Consider the following 14,120-nt stretch of genomic DNA (forward strand, 5'->3'; position numbering starts at 1 on the left):
TTCGATGAAGGTACAAAACGTACGCATCGCGCTGCAGGGTTCTCCGTCCCTGTCCCGCACCTGAATAACCCTGGAAGGGGTACATCTAGTGAAGGCACTCCGCTTCGGCCGCCACGCGGCTATCGCTGTTATCGCAGCCGGCGCACTCGCGCTCACCTCCTGCGGTTCAGACAACGCCACCAATACCGCGCCCGGCGGCACCCAGACTGCTGGCGGCCCCAAGGTCACCGGCACGCTCACCGGCATCGGCTCCTCCGCGCAGGGCGCGGCAATGGACGCCTGGAAGACAGAGTTCGCCGCCGCCAACCCCGGCGCCACTGTGCAGTACTCCCCGGACGGTTCCGGTGCAGGCCGCAAGGCCCTCCTGGACGGATCCGCCCAGTTCGGCGGCTCCGACGCTTACCTGAAGGACGACGAGTACGCCACGTCCCAGACCGTCTGCGGTCCTGACGGCGCACTGAACATCCCGGTCTACATCTCGCCGATCGCCGTCGCCTTCAACCTGCCCGGCATCACCGAACTGAAGCTTGACGCCGCCACCGTTGCCAAGATCTTCCGCGGCGAGATCGCCAACTGGAACGATCCCGCCATCGCCGCCCTCAACGAAGGCGTGAACCTGCCGGACCTCAAGGTCACCCCGGTGAACCGCTCCGATGACTCGGGCACCACCACCAACTTCACCGACTACCTGGCTGCCGCTGCACCCGAGGTCTGGACGGACAAGGCCTCCGGCGTTTGGCCTGCATCCCTGCAGGGCGAGAACGCCAAGGGAACCTCCGGCGTGGTCAAGACCGTCACCGACACCCCCGGCGCCATCACCTACGCGGACGACTCCGCAGTGGGCGGAACCCTCGGTGTTGCGCAGATCAAGGTCGGCGAATCCTTCACCGAAATCTCCGCCGAAGCCGCAGCGAAGGCTGTTGACGCAGGCACCCCGGTTGAAGGCCGCTCCGCCAACGACCTGTCCATCAAGCTGGACCGCAAGACCACCAACGAGGGCGCTTACCCCATCGTGCTGGTGTCCTTCCACGTCGTCTGCTCCACCTACGACAGCCAGGAAACCGTTGACCTGGTCAAGGCCTTCGAGAACTACGTAGTCTCCGAGGAAGGCCAGCAGGCCGCCGCGGATTCCGCCAAGTCCGCTCCGCTCTCTTCCGAGCTGGCTGAGAAGGCCGCCAAGGCCATCGATTCCATCAAGGTCAAGTCCTAATCACTGCACCAAACCCGGGTTCCCCGCCTGCCACAAGGCAGTGCGGGGAACTTCGGTTTGACCGCAACATCTTCCAGTGTCAGTAAACGATCGAAGGGCCGTCGAATGACCGCCACCCCCTTGACCAGTAACCAGGGCGCCGCCCGCGCCGGGGACAAGATATTTTCCGGCGCAGCACTGGCCGCCGGTTGCCTCATCCTCGCCGTCCTCTTCGGCGTCGCGCTCTTCCTGGTGGTCCAGGCAATCCCTGCGCTCACAGCCCCGGCCGCCGAGATCCAGGGCGGGGAAGGCTTCTTCGCCTACATCTGGCCCATCGTGATCGGCACGCTCATTGCAGCTGCCATCGCACTGGTGATCGCAACGCCGATCTCCATTGGTGTGGCCCTGTTCATCTCGCACTTCGCCCCCCGCCGCCTGGCGGCAGGACTGGGCTACGTGGTGGACCTGCTCGCCGCCATCCCGTCCGTGATCTACGGCGCCTGGGGTGCCGCTTTCCTGGCCAAGGAAATCTCCCCGGCCTACAACTGGCTCGCCGCGAACATGGCCTGGCTGCCCATTTTCCAGGGACCTGCCTCCGCCACCGGCAAGACCATCCTGACGGCCGGCATCGTCCTGTCCGTTATGGTGCTGCCCATCATCACCTCCCTGTCCCGCGAGATCTTCCTGCAGACCCCCAAACTGCACGAGGAAGCCGCGCTTGCCCTCGGTGCCACGCGCTGGGAAATGATCAAAATGTCCGTCCTGCCCTTCGCCCGGCCAGGGATCATCAGCGCCGTCATGCTGGGCCTGGGCCGTGCGCTCGGCGAGACCATGGCCGTGGCCCTGGTGCTCTCCTCCGGCGCGCTGACCGCCAGCCTGATCCAGTCCGGCAACCAGACCATCGCCGCGGAAATCGCCCTGAACTTCCCGGAGGCAAGCGGTCTCAAGGTCAGCACGCTGATCGCCGCCGGCCTGGTCCTGTTCGTCATCACCCTGGCCGTGAACATGATCGCGCGCTGGATCATCACCCGGCACAAAGAATTCTCGGGAGCCAACTAAATGACCTCCACGCTTACCCCGGTGCGCAGCAAGCGCTCGGCACTCACCAAGGGCCAGCTGCCCAAGTACGCCCCCTACGTGGTCCTGGCCGCCTCGCTCATTGTGGGCGCGGCCATCCTGGCGCTCGTGGGCTTCAATGCCTTCGGCTGGGGGATCGTCTCGGCACTGCTGTTCGCCGTCGGCCTGGTGTCCTGGAGCGCCGTGGTTGAGGGTTCCCGCAAGGCGAAGGACAAACTGGCCACCTGCCTGGTGGTGGGATCCTTCCTGGTGGCACTGCTTCCGCTGATTTCGGTCATCTGGACCGTCCTCGTCAACGGCGTGCCAGGCCTCCTGAACCCCGGGTTCCTCACCACCTCCATGAACGGCGTCACCGGCGTGTTCGACAACCGGGCAGTGGAGAACGGTACCCCTGTGCTGGGCGGCATTTATCACGCCCTCCTGGGCACCGTGCAGATCACCCTGCTGGCCACCCTCATCTCCGTCCCGGTGGGCCTGCTCACGGCCATCTACCTGGTGGAGTACGGCAACGACGGCCGCCTTGCCCGGGCCATCACCTTCTTCGTGGACGTGATGACCGGCATCCCCTCCATCGTTGCCGGCCTGTTCGCCGCGGCCTTCTTCTTCGCCGTGGTGGGCCCGGGCACCAAGACCGGTGCCGTGGCCGCCGTCGCCCTCTCAGTGCTGATGATCCCCGTGGTGGTGAGGTCCAGCGAGGAGATGCTGAAGATTGTCCCCAACGAGCTGCGCGAGGCTGCGTACGCCCTAGGTGTGCGCAAGTGGCGCACCATCGTCAAGGTGGTCATCCCGACGGCGATCTCCGGCATCGCATCCGGCGTCACCCTGGCCATCGCCCGGGTCATCGGCGAGACGGCTCCCATCCTGGTCACGGCGGGCTTTGCCACCAGCATCAACTCCAACGTCTTTGGCGGGTGGATGGCCTCGCTCCCCACGTTCATCTACACCCAGATCCTGAACCCCACCTCGCCGGCCAACCCGGACCCGTCCTCCCAGCGGGCCTGGGGCGCCGCCCTGGTGCTGATCATCCTGGTGATGATCCTCAACCTGGGGGCCCGGCTGATCGCCAGGGTCTTCGCCCCCAAGACCGGCCGCTGACCGCCGCACCGCCCTTCCGGTACACCCCGCCGGATCCTAGACTTCAATTCATACCCAGTTAGTGAAGGAACACCATGTCTAAGCGCATCGACGTCAAGGACCTGAACGTGTACTACGGCGATTTCCTCGCCGTGGAGGACGTCACCATCAACATCGAGGCCAAGTCCGTCACCGCCTTCATCGGCCCGTCCGGCTGCGGCAAGTCCACGTTCCTGCGGACCCTGAACCGCATGCACGAGGTCCTTCCCGGCGCCCGGGTGGAGGGCGAGGTCCTGCTCGACGGCGACAACCTGTACGGCCCCGGCGTGGACCCGGTCACCGTGCGCTCGCAGATCGGCATGGTGTTCCAGCGCCCCAACCCGTTCCCCACCATGTCCATCCGGGACAACGTGCTGGCCGGCGTCAAGCTGAACAACAAGAAGATCTCCAAGGGCGAGGCGGATGTCCTGGTGGAACGCTCGCTGAAGGGCGCCAACCTGTGGAACGAGGTCAAGGACCGCCTGGAGAAGCCCGGTTCGGGGCTGTCCGGCGGCCAGCAGCAGCGCCTCTGCATCGCCCGCGCCATCGCGGTGGAGCCGCAGGTGATCCTCATGGACGAGCCGTGCTCCGCCCTGGACCCCATCTCCACCCTGGCCATTGAGGACCTCATCAACGAGCTCAAGGACCAGTACACCGTGGTGATCGTGACGCACAACATGCAGCAGGCTGCCCGCGTTTCGGACCGGACCGCGTTCTTCAACATCGCCGGCACCGGCAAGCCGGGCAAGCTGATCGAGGTGGGGGATACCCACACCATCTTCAGCAACCCGAGCCAGAAGGCCACTGAGGACTACGTCTCCGGCCGTTTCGGATAAACATCCGCCTCGGATAAACACCGCTGGAAACGCCGCTGCCGCCTGAGGGTTGGCAGCGGCGTTTTTGTGCTTATGGCGGCCGTGCTATTCCGGGACTTCCAGCTGGAACCCGCAGCGGCAGCGCAGCACCCTGGTGGGCAGGCACACGGCGCTGAGCCCGCTTCCGCTGGTGCTGCTCCGGTAGCAGAGCCGTTCGATCTCGAACTCGGCTTCCTCCATGGGAAAGCCGCAGTGGATGTAGTCGTCCCCGAAAACGATCACTTTCGCCATCCAGCGCACCTGGTGCAGTGCCGCCGCAACATCGGCGGCGTAGGCAAGGTGCTCCTGGAACAGGTTGCAGTCATTGCAGGTGTAGGAGACGGTGACCAGGTCCCCGCCCACGGCTCCCAAGGCCATGATGGCGTGGATGGTGAGCCGGTGTTCCGTTCCGCAGGTCCCGCATTGGAGCGGCCGTGGCTGGGGGTGCCGGGGATTCGAGGTAGACATGATGCCTGCTCATTTCCGCGATGTGCATCCGGGCCGCCGGCATCCTGCAGCGGCTAACGCCCGTGGCCCTGCACGCGGCGGCGGGCGGCAGTCCCCGGCGACAGTGCGGAGGGGGCTTCATCCGAATCTACGTCACCGGCGTACGGCTGTACAGGGTTTTGGGGGTCAGCCGCCGATCGGGGAAAGCGCCAGTGCCAGGACGAAGGCCAGGGCAGCCGTGGCGGCCGGTGTCAGGACCCAGAGGCCCACGATCTGGATCACCAGCTTCCGGTTGGTGACCGAAAAGTGCTGGTTCTCGCCCGCACCCAGGACGGCCGAGGTGACCGTATGCGTGGTGGACAGCGGCCAGTGCAGCCCGATGGCGCCCAGGAACAGTATTACGGCGCTGAAGATTTGCGCCACAGAGCCCCGCAGCGGATCGATGCGGGTGATCTTGTATCCGATGGTGTGGGATATCCGCCAGCCGCCGAACAGCGTCCCCGCCGTAATCATCACCGCGGAAAGCAGGGCCACCCACATGGGGATGGTGCCGCCGTCGGAATAGCCTGCGGCCAGCAGGGAAAGCAGCAGGACCGCGCTGACCCGCTGGCCGTCCTGCAGGCCGTGGCCGAAGGCGACGGCCCCCGCCGCGATGGCCTGGCTGCGGCGGAACCGCTGGTTGACCACGTTGGGCTGCGTGTGGCGCGCCGCCCAGGTGGCGGGGTAGACCAGCATGAATGCTCCGCTGTAGGCCACCAGGGGGGACAGGACCAGCGGGAGGACCACCTGGAACAGCAGCGACTGATCCACTCCGCCCACTCCGGTGCCGCCCACCGCCAGGCTCGCCAGACCGGCACCGGCCAGGCCGCCCACCAGCGCATGGGTGGAGGATGCGGGAATGCCGCGCCACCACATCAGCAGCCCCCAAGCGAAGGCGCTCGCCAGTCCGGCCACCACGATGCTGAGGCCGTCCGTCCCCGGCGGCAGGGTGATCCAGTGCTGGCTGACGGCCACGGCCAGGGTGGCACTCAGCAGTGCACCAATGAAGTTGAAGAAGGCGGCCAGCAGTACCGCGACGCTGGGAGTCAGCGCACGGGTACGGGTGGCCACCGCAACCGAGGTGGAGACGTCGCGGAAGCCGTTCAGGAATGCAAACCCGGCGGCCAGCAGGACCACCACGCCGAAGATGACTGGCGTCACCCTAGGATTCCTTGACGATGATGCTGCCCACCTGGGTGGCGATCCGCCGCATGTCCTTGGTGACCTCCACCAGCTGGTTGGCGATGTCCCGGTTGCGCGAGTACTGCGCCCACTTCATGTCCTTGATCATGTCCGCCACCCACACCCGGTGCGTCCGCTCGGCGCGTTTGGCCAGGCGCAGGATTTCGATCCAGTAATCCTCAAGGTCATCGAGGTTGTTCAGCCGGCGCATGGCATCCACGGTCAGTTCGGCCTGCCGGCTGATGATCTCCAGCTGGTCCGCCGCCCGCTTGGGCAGCCGCTCCAGCTTGTACAGGGCCACCAGCTCCGCGGCGGCGTCCAACTTCTCCATGGCTTCGTTGAGGTAGCGGGAGAGGGCGTACATGTCCTCCCGGGGGAGCGGGTTCACGAAGCTGGTGCGCATGTGGGTCAGGAGGGCGAAATGCAGTTCCGCGGACTTGGCCTCGTGGTTGTGCATGTCCTCAACGAGTTTGCCGTGTTCCGCCGCGGGGACTCCCAGGATTTCCGCGAGGGTGGCGCCGGCCAGCACAATCTGCTGTGCCATCTCAGAGAGGAGGTTCAGCCCGGCGGGCTCCTGGGGAAAAAGGCGCAGCTTCACAGTAATTACCGGTCTCCGGGGAAAGTACAGGGCGGGGATTGCCGCCGTGTGACTTGACCCCGGCAGGCAACTGACGCTAACTCTACCGGTCCGTAACTGCACGGCTGAAAAGGGCCCGCGGAAAAACGGCTGACAGGAAACGGGCAGAAAAATGGTGCCGAACCGGATACGCCTCTCGGCGGTAGGCCGCTCTAGGCGGCTGAGTGTTGAAGCCCGGGGGTTTCGCGGTTCGGCACCGGTTTCAGTTTTCTACGTTGCCGCCCGCAAGTCAATCTTGACAGGTGGGCCACTGCGGGGGACGGGTCAGTCCAGTTCGCCCAGACGCCATGCGTTGGCGGCGTGTTCCAGGTCTTCGGCTGTTTTGACCAGCTGGTGCGAATTGCGGGTCAGCCTGCTGGCGTGCGCCTCGTTGGCGTGCTCGGCGCCATCGGCGATGGTTGCCTGGCCCAGGGCTACCACGCGGCAGAAAGCGGCGGAACGTTCCAGTGCGACGTCGAACTCGCCGTCGAACGCCCCGGACAGGATGGCATCGGCCATGGCGATCATCTCGTCCGCACCGGGAGGCTCGGCTGCACCTGCCACCACGTTGGAGACCTGGGCGGTGTCCTTGCCCGCACGGAAGTACACGGAGATGCGCTGCGGGTCCTGGACGGTGGCGGCACGCAGGGCATAAAGCCGCCACAGCGCACCGGGAAGTGAACGGGCGGGACTTTCGGCCCACATCTCCGCGATGGCTTCAAGGCCCTGCTCGTCGGCGAGCTTCACCAGCCGCTCGGTAACCACGGGATCGTCGCTGTCCCGGCCATGGCGGACCAGCGCCTGGGCGGCAAGGTGGGCGGCTTCAGAGACGCGGGCGGGATCGGCGCCGCCCGCGAACGGCTCGAAGTCGATGGGAGCGAAGGGTTTGGGCTTGTGGTGCCGGTTCGCGCCGCCGTAAGGACTGGATCCTGCTTGCTCACTCATGCCCCCACGCTACTCCTGTGCCGCAATGGAAATCGAGCATCCGAGGGCCCTCTTCCATGTCCGACGGCGGCGCCCGGGTTGTGTGCGGAGACGCCGGAACCATGGGTTAGAGTATTAACGTCCAGAAATGGATTGGGCCGGACGGGCGGACACAGCGTGTTCCAACCAGCCGGCAGGGGCCTTTAGCTCAGTTGGTAGAGCATCGGACTTTTAATCCGTGGGTCGTGGGTTCGAGCCCCACAGGGCCCACCGTTTAAGCAGGCCAGAGGCATTTAGCCTCTGGCCTGCTGTGGTTTTCCGGGCACGGCGAGGGGCTGCTGGACGGCGTCGGAAACCTCACGCTTGAACCGACGGAAGTAAGCGGCATCCGCCTGGTGACGCATGTGCGCTACCGGGTGGTTCCGAGCGCCTGGGCGGAAACAAGGCGCCGCCCCTGGCATCCTTGACTCTGGCTGAACTCAAGAATGCGGTCGTTCGGAATATCGCTCCAGCGGACCGTCTGCGACGACGGCACCCATAAGGGACCCTCAGCCCATGCCGAGCCCGTGAACACGCACTCCCTGTTTGGCCAAGACAAGACAGCGGAGCCACCCGTAAGGTGACCCCGCTGCACATGCGATGTGGTGGCGCCGTCGTTTGCTGCGAACGCCGTTACAAGTGGATGTCAGTGGCCGCCGCGCCACTTCTTCCCGGAGTCAACAACCTGTACTGCAGCGGCCAAGGTGCCGTCAGCCAGGCTGCCCCAGGCATAAATGATCGTGTTTTTGCCGCCCTCGACGGTGAAGTCGGCCGGCCCGATCACGGGGGCGGTTGTCCCGGCGGCGGCAACGGAGGCTGAGATGGTGCCGGCCTTCAGCTTCAGGGTCGCCTCGTCAGGATTGCTGAGCCCTTCGATCACTGCGGTTCCACGGGCCAGGACGTCGACGGCGGGGGCTGCGGCTACGTGCCTGACCGTCAGCTTGCCTTTATTGTCGTTGCGGGGAGCCTTGGTGTCGTTGGTGAAGAGTGTGGCTGTTGGGGCACCGCCGGCGTCGAGGTGGGCCACCGCAGTGTAATCTCCGCCGTTGTCGAGTTCAACGGTAACGGGTCCGATCACCGGATTGTCCGCGTTGCGGGCGTCAGAGCCGGTGATGGCGATTTTGTAGTCGCCGGCTGCAAGTTCCAGGGGACCGGCCAGGCTTCCGGGTTTGAAGTCGTTCAGGGTGAGGTTGCCGTTGACCCATACGTCCACGGTCAGGCCGGGTACACCGTGCAGGACCGAGAGCTTGGCTGGGTCCTCACCGTGGTGGTGCCAGCCTCCGGCCTGGGCTGGAGCCGCGAAGGTCAGTGCGGCTGCGAGCGACAGTGCTCCGGCGGCGATGGGTGTTTTGCGCATTTCAAACTCCTCAGAGGGACGCCCGGGGACGGGCTGTGTTTGTGCTGACACCTCTACTACCGGCGGACTGTCCTCTGTGGATGCAAATTCATGGATCTTCTTAAACGCGGGGCTGGTTGCGTCACCCCGCTGCTGCTACGCCAGGATGACTGTGCCGTTCGGCGGCAGCCCGTCCGGGAACATGATGGGAACCGGGGCGGCCACTGCCGGGTCGGGGGAGTCCATCGCCTGCAGGTGAAGGTGCGGCTCGGTGCTGTTGCCGGAGTTGCCACAGGTCCCCACCGGATCGCCGGGTACAACCGCCTGGCCCGGTTGTACGCAGATGCTCCCGCGCTTGAGGTGGCACAGGGCGATGAACACCCCGTTGCTTTCGAGGACCACGTGATTGCCCGCCAGGCCAACCCAGCCTCTGCGCACCCTGCCGGCCTGGGTGGCTGCGTAGCCGATCGACGGAAAGCCACGGAAGCTCCCGTGATCCGTTTCGCCGTCATGGACCGTCCTCACCGTCCCTGCCACCGGAGCGATCACAGGCCGCCCGAACCCGATGAACTTCTCCGGCCGCTCGGGCCGGAAGGCCGACAGCAGGCTGAACGGCGCAGAGCGTCCGCTGCCGTCGACCGGCGTGAAGTCTATGGAATAGGCCGTGCCGAACAGGTGCGTGCCGTGGCTGGGCACCCGGTTCGCGGGGGAGTTCTGCACCAGCCACCGGCCCCTGAACGGATAGGAGAGGTTCACCGTCATGCACCGAGCCTAGGCCCGCCCGCTGCTCCCGGGCTTGTTCGCGGTTCAGAACCTTCAAGGTCCCGATCCGCGAACAAGCCCGGGACGGCCCCCCGGTTGTGCCGTGGGCGTCCTCCCCGCCCACAATAGGCACATGGCAAAAAGCAGCAAGGGCAGGATGCCGCGTCTGGAAGACGTGGCGGACGTTGCCGGCGTGTCCCATCAGACGGTCTCCCGGGTGGTCAACAACCATCCCAACGTCAGCAAGGCCACCCGCGAAAAGGTGGAGGCGGCCATTGCGGAGCTGGGGTACCGGCGGAACACCGCTGCCCGCAGCCTTGTAACCCGGCGCTCGCAGACCATCGGTGTGCTGGCCAGCGAGCTGGCCCAGTACGGCCCGGCCAACACGCTCCTGGGCGTGGAGCAGGCCGCCCGCGACGCCGGCTACTTTGTCAGCATCGCCGCGCTGCGTGAAGTCAGCCGCGACGCAATTTCGGACGCCGTCAGCCACTTTATGGACCAGGCCGTGGACGGGATCGTGGTGCTGGTGCCGCACTCGGACACCCTGCTGGCCCTGGACGAAATGGAGCTTTCAGTTCCCGTGGTTGCGGTGGGGTCCCTCGGCAACAGCAACGTCAGCGGGGCAATGGTGGACCAGCGCCACGGCGCCAGGCTCGCCGTCGAGCATCTCATCGGCCTGGGGCACCGGCAGATCGGCCACGTCTCCGGGCCGCCGGACTGGACGGACGCCGGCGAGCGCGCTGAAGGGTGGCGGGAGGCCCTCGGGGAGGCCGGGCTCCCTGACGGGCTCCTGGCGGAAGGCGACTGGAGCGCCGGCAGCGGCTACGACATCGGCCGCACGCTGGCGGCCCGGCGCAACGCCACGGCGGTTTTCGTGGGTAATGACCAGATGGCACTGGGCCTGCTGCGGGCGTTTGCCGAAGCGGGCGTCCGGGTGCCCGGCGACGTCTCCGTCGTGGGCTTCGATGACCAGCCGGAATCGGGGTACTTCACCCCGCCCCTCACCACCGTCCGCCAGGACTTCGAGGAGCTCGGCCGGCGCTGCATGGACATCATGCTGAAGGAGATCGAAGCCGGGGCAGCCGTCAGCTCCACCGTTGTCACCCCGGAACTGGTCCTCCGGGCCAGCACCGCGCCGCCGGCCGCCGCCGGATAAGGGACCGCAGCGGCGCACCGCAAAAATCCGCGCAAAGAATTTTCCATGAATCTGCATCCAACTCCGGGCCTGCGCCAGTAGTAGAGGTGTAAGCAAAAAACGCCCGCCAGCCGGGCCGATCAAGGAGAAGGACATGCGCAACACGATCTTCACAGCAGGTGCCGGTGCAGCGGCAATTGCGGCTGCAATCGCTCTCGCCGGCCCCGCCCAGGCAGCCGAAGGAGACGCCCAGCTCTCCGTGCTGCATGGCGTCCCCGGACTGACCGTGGACGTCTGGGTCAACGGCGAACGCACCCTGGACGACTTCACCCCGGGCACCCTGGCCGGACCGCTCGCCCTGCCGGCCGGAGCCTATGACCTGGCCATCACGGCCTCGGATGCCGCCGACGCTTCCGCCGCCGTCATCGGGCCCGTCAGCGTAACCCTGGCCGCCAACGGAAACTACACCGCCGTCGCCAACCTGGACGCCGCAGGAAAGCCCACCGCCAACCTCTTCACCAATAACGTGTCGCAGATCGAAGCGGGCAAGGGCAAGCTGACCGTCCGCCATACCGCAGCTGCCCCCGCCGTTGATGTCCTGGCCGGCGGCACCGCCGTCATCAGCAACCTGGCCAACCCCAACGAGCAGACCCTCACCCTGGATCCCGGAACCATCCCGGCAGCAGTTGCCGCCGCCGGCACCACGGCCCCGGTGATCGGCCCGGCCGATGTCACCGTTGCCGAGGGTACGCACACCATCGTCTACGCGTGGGGCAGCCTGACGGACAAGAACCTGCAGCTGGCGGTCCAGACCATCGAAGGCCTGCACTCCGCTCCGGGTTCAGTACCGGGCGCCCTTGACGGCTCTGCCAAGACGGCAGCGGTAGAACCGGCCGCCATCGCCCTCGGCTTCGGCGCCATCGCGATCGCCCTCCTGTTCGGCGGCATGGGTGCAGCCCGGGCACTGGGCGGACTGCGCAAGCAGCGGTAACAAGAAAAAGCAGTAACAGCAGTTTTTACGAACTGCAGGAGCAGGCCGGCTGCCCGGGGCAATCCGGGCGGCCGGCCATCATCCATCGAGAACCAGCAATCGTCCGGTGATGCGGGAAAGGCCAGCGAGATGAACAGAGGTACGACGACGGCAGGAAAGTCCCGCCGTCGTTCTTTCGATTTTGCGGGTGCTGCCTTCCTCGCGGCGGCCGCGCTGCTTCTTCCCGCCTGTGCCCCTGCCGGTCCCACCCCGCCGCAACCTTCGGCCGCAGCTTCCAGCCCCGCGGCCACCTCCAGTCCGGCTCCCACAGTGGACGGAACAACCTCCCCGCCTGCGCCTCCCGCCACCACCGCTCCCGCTGTATCGCCGGAAGCGGCGGCGCCAGTCGTCCCGGTCCGGCCCGCCACACCACCGGCCGCGGCGCCACAAGAGCCCGTCCCAACGTCCCTTACCGTCGCCGGAACGTCGATCGACTTCCCCGTGGTGCCCGGGGGAGTGTCGGACGAAGGTGCCATGGAGATCCCGGACGCGTTCGACCAGGCCGCCTGGTACCGGTTTGGCCCTGCCCCCGGAGCAACGGCCGGCACTGCCGTGATCGCAGGCCACATCGACACAAAGTCGGACAATGCACCGTTTTCGCAGCTGAAATCGCTGGCCGCAGGAACAGCCATCCGCGTGGGGCGTGATGGTGCTCCCGCCCTGAACTACCGGGTGGTCAAGGTCGAATTGATGGCCAAGGACAGCTTTGACGGCGAGGCACTGTTCCGCAGGTCCGGGCCGCACGAACTGAAAGTGGTGACCTGCGGCGGGAGGTGGCTGGACGAGCGGATGGACTACAGCGACAATGTGATTGTCACCGCGGTCCTTGAATGAGCGGTGAGCCAGCCGTGATTCTCGCCACCGATGCCGGGAAGGAGTCCCTCGTGACACTTCCTGGGCAGCCTTCCCGTGGATGGGAAGACGGGCTGACCGATTCCTTCCTCGCGGGGGATGAGCAGGCACTGGCTACCGCCTACCGTGAATTTGGGCCGTTGGTCCACACCCTGGCCCTGCGCTCGCTGGCGGACCGTGCGGCTGCCGACGACGTAACCCAGGAAGTCTTCATCCGGGTCTGGCGCTCCCGGGGCACGTTCAATCCGCAGGTGGCACGGCTCCCGGCCTGGATCGTGGGCATCACCCGGAACGTCATCTCGGACATGCACTCCGCGTCCGCACGGGAAGCGCGCAAGGCCGTGGCGGCAGTGGGTGCCGGGATGGCCGATGAAGCAGGTCCGGGAACCGAGGCCGCCGAGGCGCTGGCGGACCGGCTGTTGCTGGACGGGGAACTGGACAGGTTGGGCGAACCCCAGGGCTCCATCATGAAACTCGCCTTTTACGAAGACCTGACGCACGAGCAGATTTCGCGGAAACTGGACCTGCCCCTTGGTACGGTCAAGAGCCATATCCGCCGCAGCCTGACGCACCTGAGGAAAAGATTGGAGGTTGACCATGCCGCACCTTGATCCGGAAGAGTTGAGCCTCCTTGCCCTGTATGGCGACTGGGAGGACGAGGCCAGCAGGGAGCACCTGAGGGTTTGCCCTTCCTGCGCCTCGGACTATGCGGCGCTGCGCCGCACCGTGGACGCCGTGAAAACTGCGCCGGACACCAGCAGCCTGTCCGTCCCCGGTCCGCAGGTATGGGCCGGCATTCACCGCGAACTTGGCCTGTCACCGTCGGTTCGGGAGGATCCGCTGAGTGCCGCCCGGCGTGACAGCGAACGGCACGCCGCCCTGCCCCATGCGGAACGGCCGGTTGCCGGCGATCTGCAGTCCGCCGCCCCTCGGGAGGCCGATCAAAGTGCCGGCCGGCAGGATGCCGACCCGCGACGTGCAGTTCGGGACGCTGGACAGCAGGGCCCTGTCCCGCCGTCGGACGCTCCCCACGCCCGCATCTACCCGCGAAAGAACCCCGCCTGGTGGCAGCGCACCGGAACCTGGATGGCCGCCGCCGCGGCAGCGGTCCTGGTTGCCGTGGGCGGGATCTGGGCGCTCAACCGCCCGGCGCAGCCACAGCCGCTCGCGGAAGCCCAGCTGACGCCGCTCGCAGAATACTCAGCCACAGGATCGGCGCGGGTGGTTGAAACGGCGGGCGGGGCACGAACCCTGGAAGTCACCCTCGACAAGGACGAGGCGCAGGGCTACCAGGAAGTGTGGCTGATCGCTCCCGATCTTTCGCGGCTGGTGAGCCTGGGCGTGATGAACGCGGACTCGGGGACGTTCCAGGTGCCCGAGGGACTGGAGCTCGCCGACTATCCCATTGTGGACGTCTCGGACGAACCCGTTGACGGCAACCCCGCGCACTCCAGCGTCAGCATCGTCAGGGGAACGCTCTCCTCCTGACGGGCGCTGCCGCCTCCTGACCGGGCCCTGCCGCCGG

General features: G+C 66.5%; 15 protein-coding genes and 1 tRNA gene. 10 read left to right on the forward strand and 6 right to left on the reverse strand.

The window, feature by feature from the left end; genetic code table 11:
• The first annotated feature begins 88 nt into the window (after nt 1-88).
• The 4 genes from pstS to pstB all read left to right on the forward strand — a co-directional run bounded on the left by pstS (nt 89) and on the right by pstB (nt 4,215).
• Nucleotides 89-1,210 carry a phosphate ABC transporter substrate-binding protein PstS gene (pstS, locus tag DXK94_RS04265; RefSeq protein WP_079596805.1) on the forward strand — a complete coding sequence of 374 codons (1,122 nt, stop codon included), beginning with the start codon at nt 89-91 and terminating at the stop codon, nt 1,208-1,210.
• 105 nt (nt 1,211-1,315) lie between these two features.
• Nucleotides 1,316-2,248: a phosphate ABC transporter permease subunit PstC gene (gene pstC / locus DXK94_RS04270; protein ID WP_079596804.1), complete on the forward strand. Its 933-nt coding sequence runs from the start codon at nt 1,316-1,318 to the stop codon at nt 2,246-2,248.
• Complete coding sequence (gene pstA, locus DXK94_RS04275) at nt 2,249-3,361, forward strand: phosphate ABC transporter permease PstA (RefSeq protein ID WP_115523995.1); 1,113 nt, start codon at nt 2,249-2,251, stop codon at nt 3,359-3,361.
• A gap of 74 nt (nt 3,362-3,435) precedes the next feature.
• Entirely contained in the window at nt 3,436-4,215 is a 780-nt protein-coding gene (pstB, locus tag DXK94_RS04280) for a phosphate ABC transporter ATP-binding protein PstB (RefSeq protein ID WP_079596802.1), read from the forward strand.
• An 84-nt stretch (nt 4,216-4,299) separates the two neighbouring features.
• On the opposite strand, the gene DXK94_RS04285 is transcribed toward pstB, so the two are convergent.
• The 4 genes from DXK94_RS04285 to DXK94_RS04300 form a co-directional block, all read right to left on the reverse strand.
• Nucleotides 4,300-4,701, reverse strand: coding sequence for a hypothetical protein (locus DXK94_RS04285; RefSeq protein WP_115523996.1), 402 nt, complete (start codon nt 4,699-4,701; stop codon nt 4,300-4,302).
• A 165-nt stretch (nt 4,702-4,866) separates the two neighbouring features.
• Nucleotides 4,867-5,880 carry an inorganic phosphate transporter gene (locus DXK94_RS04290; protein ID WP_079596800.1) on the reverse strand — a complete coding sequence of 338 codons (1,014 nt, stop codon included), beginning with the start codon at nt 5,878-5,880 and terminating at the stop codon, nt 4,867-4,869.
• A 1-nt stretch (nt 5,881) separates the two neighbouring features.
• On the reverse strand, nt 5,882-6,499 hold the full coding sequence (locus DXK94_RS04295) for a DUF47 domain-containing protein (RefSeq protein ID WP_115523997.1): 618 nt from the start codon (nt 6,497-6,499) through the stop codon (nt 5,882-5,884).
• A gap of 303 nt (nt 6,500-6,802) precedes the next feature.
• Entirely contained in the window at nt 6,803-7,462 is a 660-nt protein-coding gene (locus DXK94_RS04300) for a hypothetical protein (protein WP_115523998.1), read from the reverse strand.
• 176 nt (nt 7,463-7,638) lie between these two features.
• Here DXK94_RS04300 and DXK94_RS04305 point away from each other — a divergent pair.
• A tRNA-Lys gene (locus DXK94_RS04305) sits at nt 7,639-7,711 on the forward strand.
• 415 nt (nt 7,712-8,126) lie between these two features.
• On the opposite strand, the gene DXK94_RS04315 is transcribed toward DXK94_RS04305, so the two are convergent.
• Nucleotides 8,127-8,837 carry a DUF4397 domain-containing protein gene (locus tag DXK94_RS04315; protein ID WP_115524000.1) on the reverse strand — a complete coding sequence of 237 codons (711 nt, stop codon included), beginning with the start codon at nt 8,835-8,837 and terminating at the stop codon, nt 8,127-8,129.
• A gap of 135 nt (nt 8,838-8,972) precedes the next feature.
• Entirely contained in the window at nt 8,973-9,578 is a 606-nt protein-coding gene (locus DXK94_RS04320; RefSeq protein ID WP_115524001.1) for a M23 family metallopeptidase, read from the reverse strand.
• Nucleotides 9,579-9,711: 133 nt separating this feature from the next.
• On the opposite strand from DXK94_RS04320, the gene DXK94_RS04325 reads away from it, so the two are divergent.
• From DXK94_RS04325 to DXK94_RS04345, 5 genes are all read left to right on the forward strand, one after another.
• Nucleotides 9,712-10,734: a LacI family DNA-binding transcriptional regulator gene (locus DXK94_RS04325; RefSeq protein WP_115524002.1), complete on the forward strand. Its 1,023-nt coding sequence runs from the start codon at nt 9,712-9,714 to the stop codon at nt 10,732-10,734.
• A 133-nt stretch (nt 10,735-10,867) separates the two neighbouring features.
• Nucleotides 10,868-11,704 carry a DUF4397 domain-containing protein gene (locus DXK94_RS04330; protein ID WP_079596794.1) on the forward strand — a complete coding sequence of 279 codons (837 nt, stop codon included), beginning with the start codon at nt 10,868-10,870 and terminating at the stop codon, nt 11,702-11,704.
• A gap of 129 nt (nt 11,705-11,833) precedes the next feature.
• Nucleotides 11,834-12,577: a class F sortase gene (locus tag DXK94_RS04335; RefSeq protein WP_115524003.1), complete on the forward strand. Its 744-nt coding sequence runs from the start codon at nt 11,834-11,836 to the stop codon at nt 12,575-12,577.
• 50 nt (nt 12,578-12,627) lie between these two features.
• The gene (locus DXK94_RS04340) at nt 12,628-13,206 is read left to right on the forward strand and encodes an RNA polymerase sigma factor (protein WP_115524108.1); all 579 of its coding nucleotides are present in this window, start codon (nt 12,628-12,630) and stop codon (nt 13,204-13,206) included.
• The gene (locus DXK94_RS04345) at nt 13,193-14,083 is read left to right on the forward strand and encodes an anti-sigma factor (RefSeq protein WP_115524004.1); all 891 of its coding nucleotides are present in this window, start codon (nt 13,193-13,195) and stop codon (nt 14,081-14,083) included. Before DXK94_RS04340 ends, DXK94_RS04345 begins: the two co-directional genes overlap by 14 nt.
• Nucleotides 14,084-14,120 lie beyond the last annotated feature (37 nt).

The organism is Arthrobacter sp. RT-1 (assembly GCF_003367205.1).
Lineage (GTDB): Bacteria > Actinomycetota > Actinomycetes > Actinomycetales > Micrococcaceae > Arthrobacter.

What these genes read in the sequence shown, in the direction of transcription:
- pstC (WP_079596804.1), top strand. Translation starts at nt 1,316, where the DNA reads ATGACCGCCACCCCCTTGACCAGTAACCAGGGCGCCGCCCGCGCCGGG.
- pstA (WP_115523995.1), top strand. Translation starts at nt 2,249, where the DNA reads ATGACCTCCACGCTTACCCCGGTGCGCAGCAAGCGCTCGGCACTCACC.
- pstB (WP_079596802.1), top strand. Translation starts at nt 3,436, where the DNA reads ATGTCTAAGCGCATCGACGTCAAGGACCTGAACGTGTACTACGGCGAT.
- DXK94_RS04285 (WP_115523996.1), bottom strand. Translation starts at nt 4,701, where the DNA reads ATGTCTACCTCGAATCCCCGGCACCCCCAGCCACGGCCGCTCCAATGC.
- DXK94_RS04300 (WP_115523998.1), bottom strand. Translation starts at nt 7,462, where the DNA reads ATGAGTGAGCAAGCAGGATCCAGTCCTTACGGCGGCGCGAACCGGCAC.
- DXK94_RS04315 (WP_115524000.1), bottom strand. Translation starts at nt 8,837, where the DNA reads ATGCGCAAAACACCCATCGCCGCCGGAGCACTGTCGCTCGCAGCCGCA.
- DXK94_RS04320 (WP_115524001.1), bottom strand. Translation starts at nt 9,578, where the DNA reads ATGACGGTGAACCTCTCCTATCCGTTCAGGGGCCGGTGGCTGGTGCAG.
- DXK94_RS04325 (WP_115524002.1), top strand. Translation starts at nt 9,712, where the DNA reads ATGGCAAAAAGCAGCAAGGGCAGGATGCCGCGTCTGGAAGACGTGGCG.
- DXK94_RS04330 (WP_079596794.1), top strand. Translation starts at nt 10,868, where the DNA reads ATGCGCAACACGATCTTCACAGCAGGTGCCGGTGCAGCGGCAATTGCG.
- DXK94_RS04335 (WP_115524003.1), top strand. Translation starts at nt 11,834, where the DNA reads ATGAACAGAGGTACGACGACGGCAGGAAAGTCCCGCCGTCGTTCTTTC.
- DXK94_RS04345 (WP_115524004.1), top strand. Translation starts at nt 13,193, where the DNA reads ATGCCGCACCTTGATCCGGAAGAGTTGAGCCTCCTTGCCCTGTATGGC.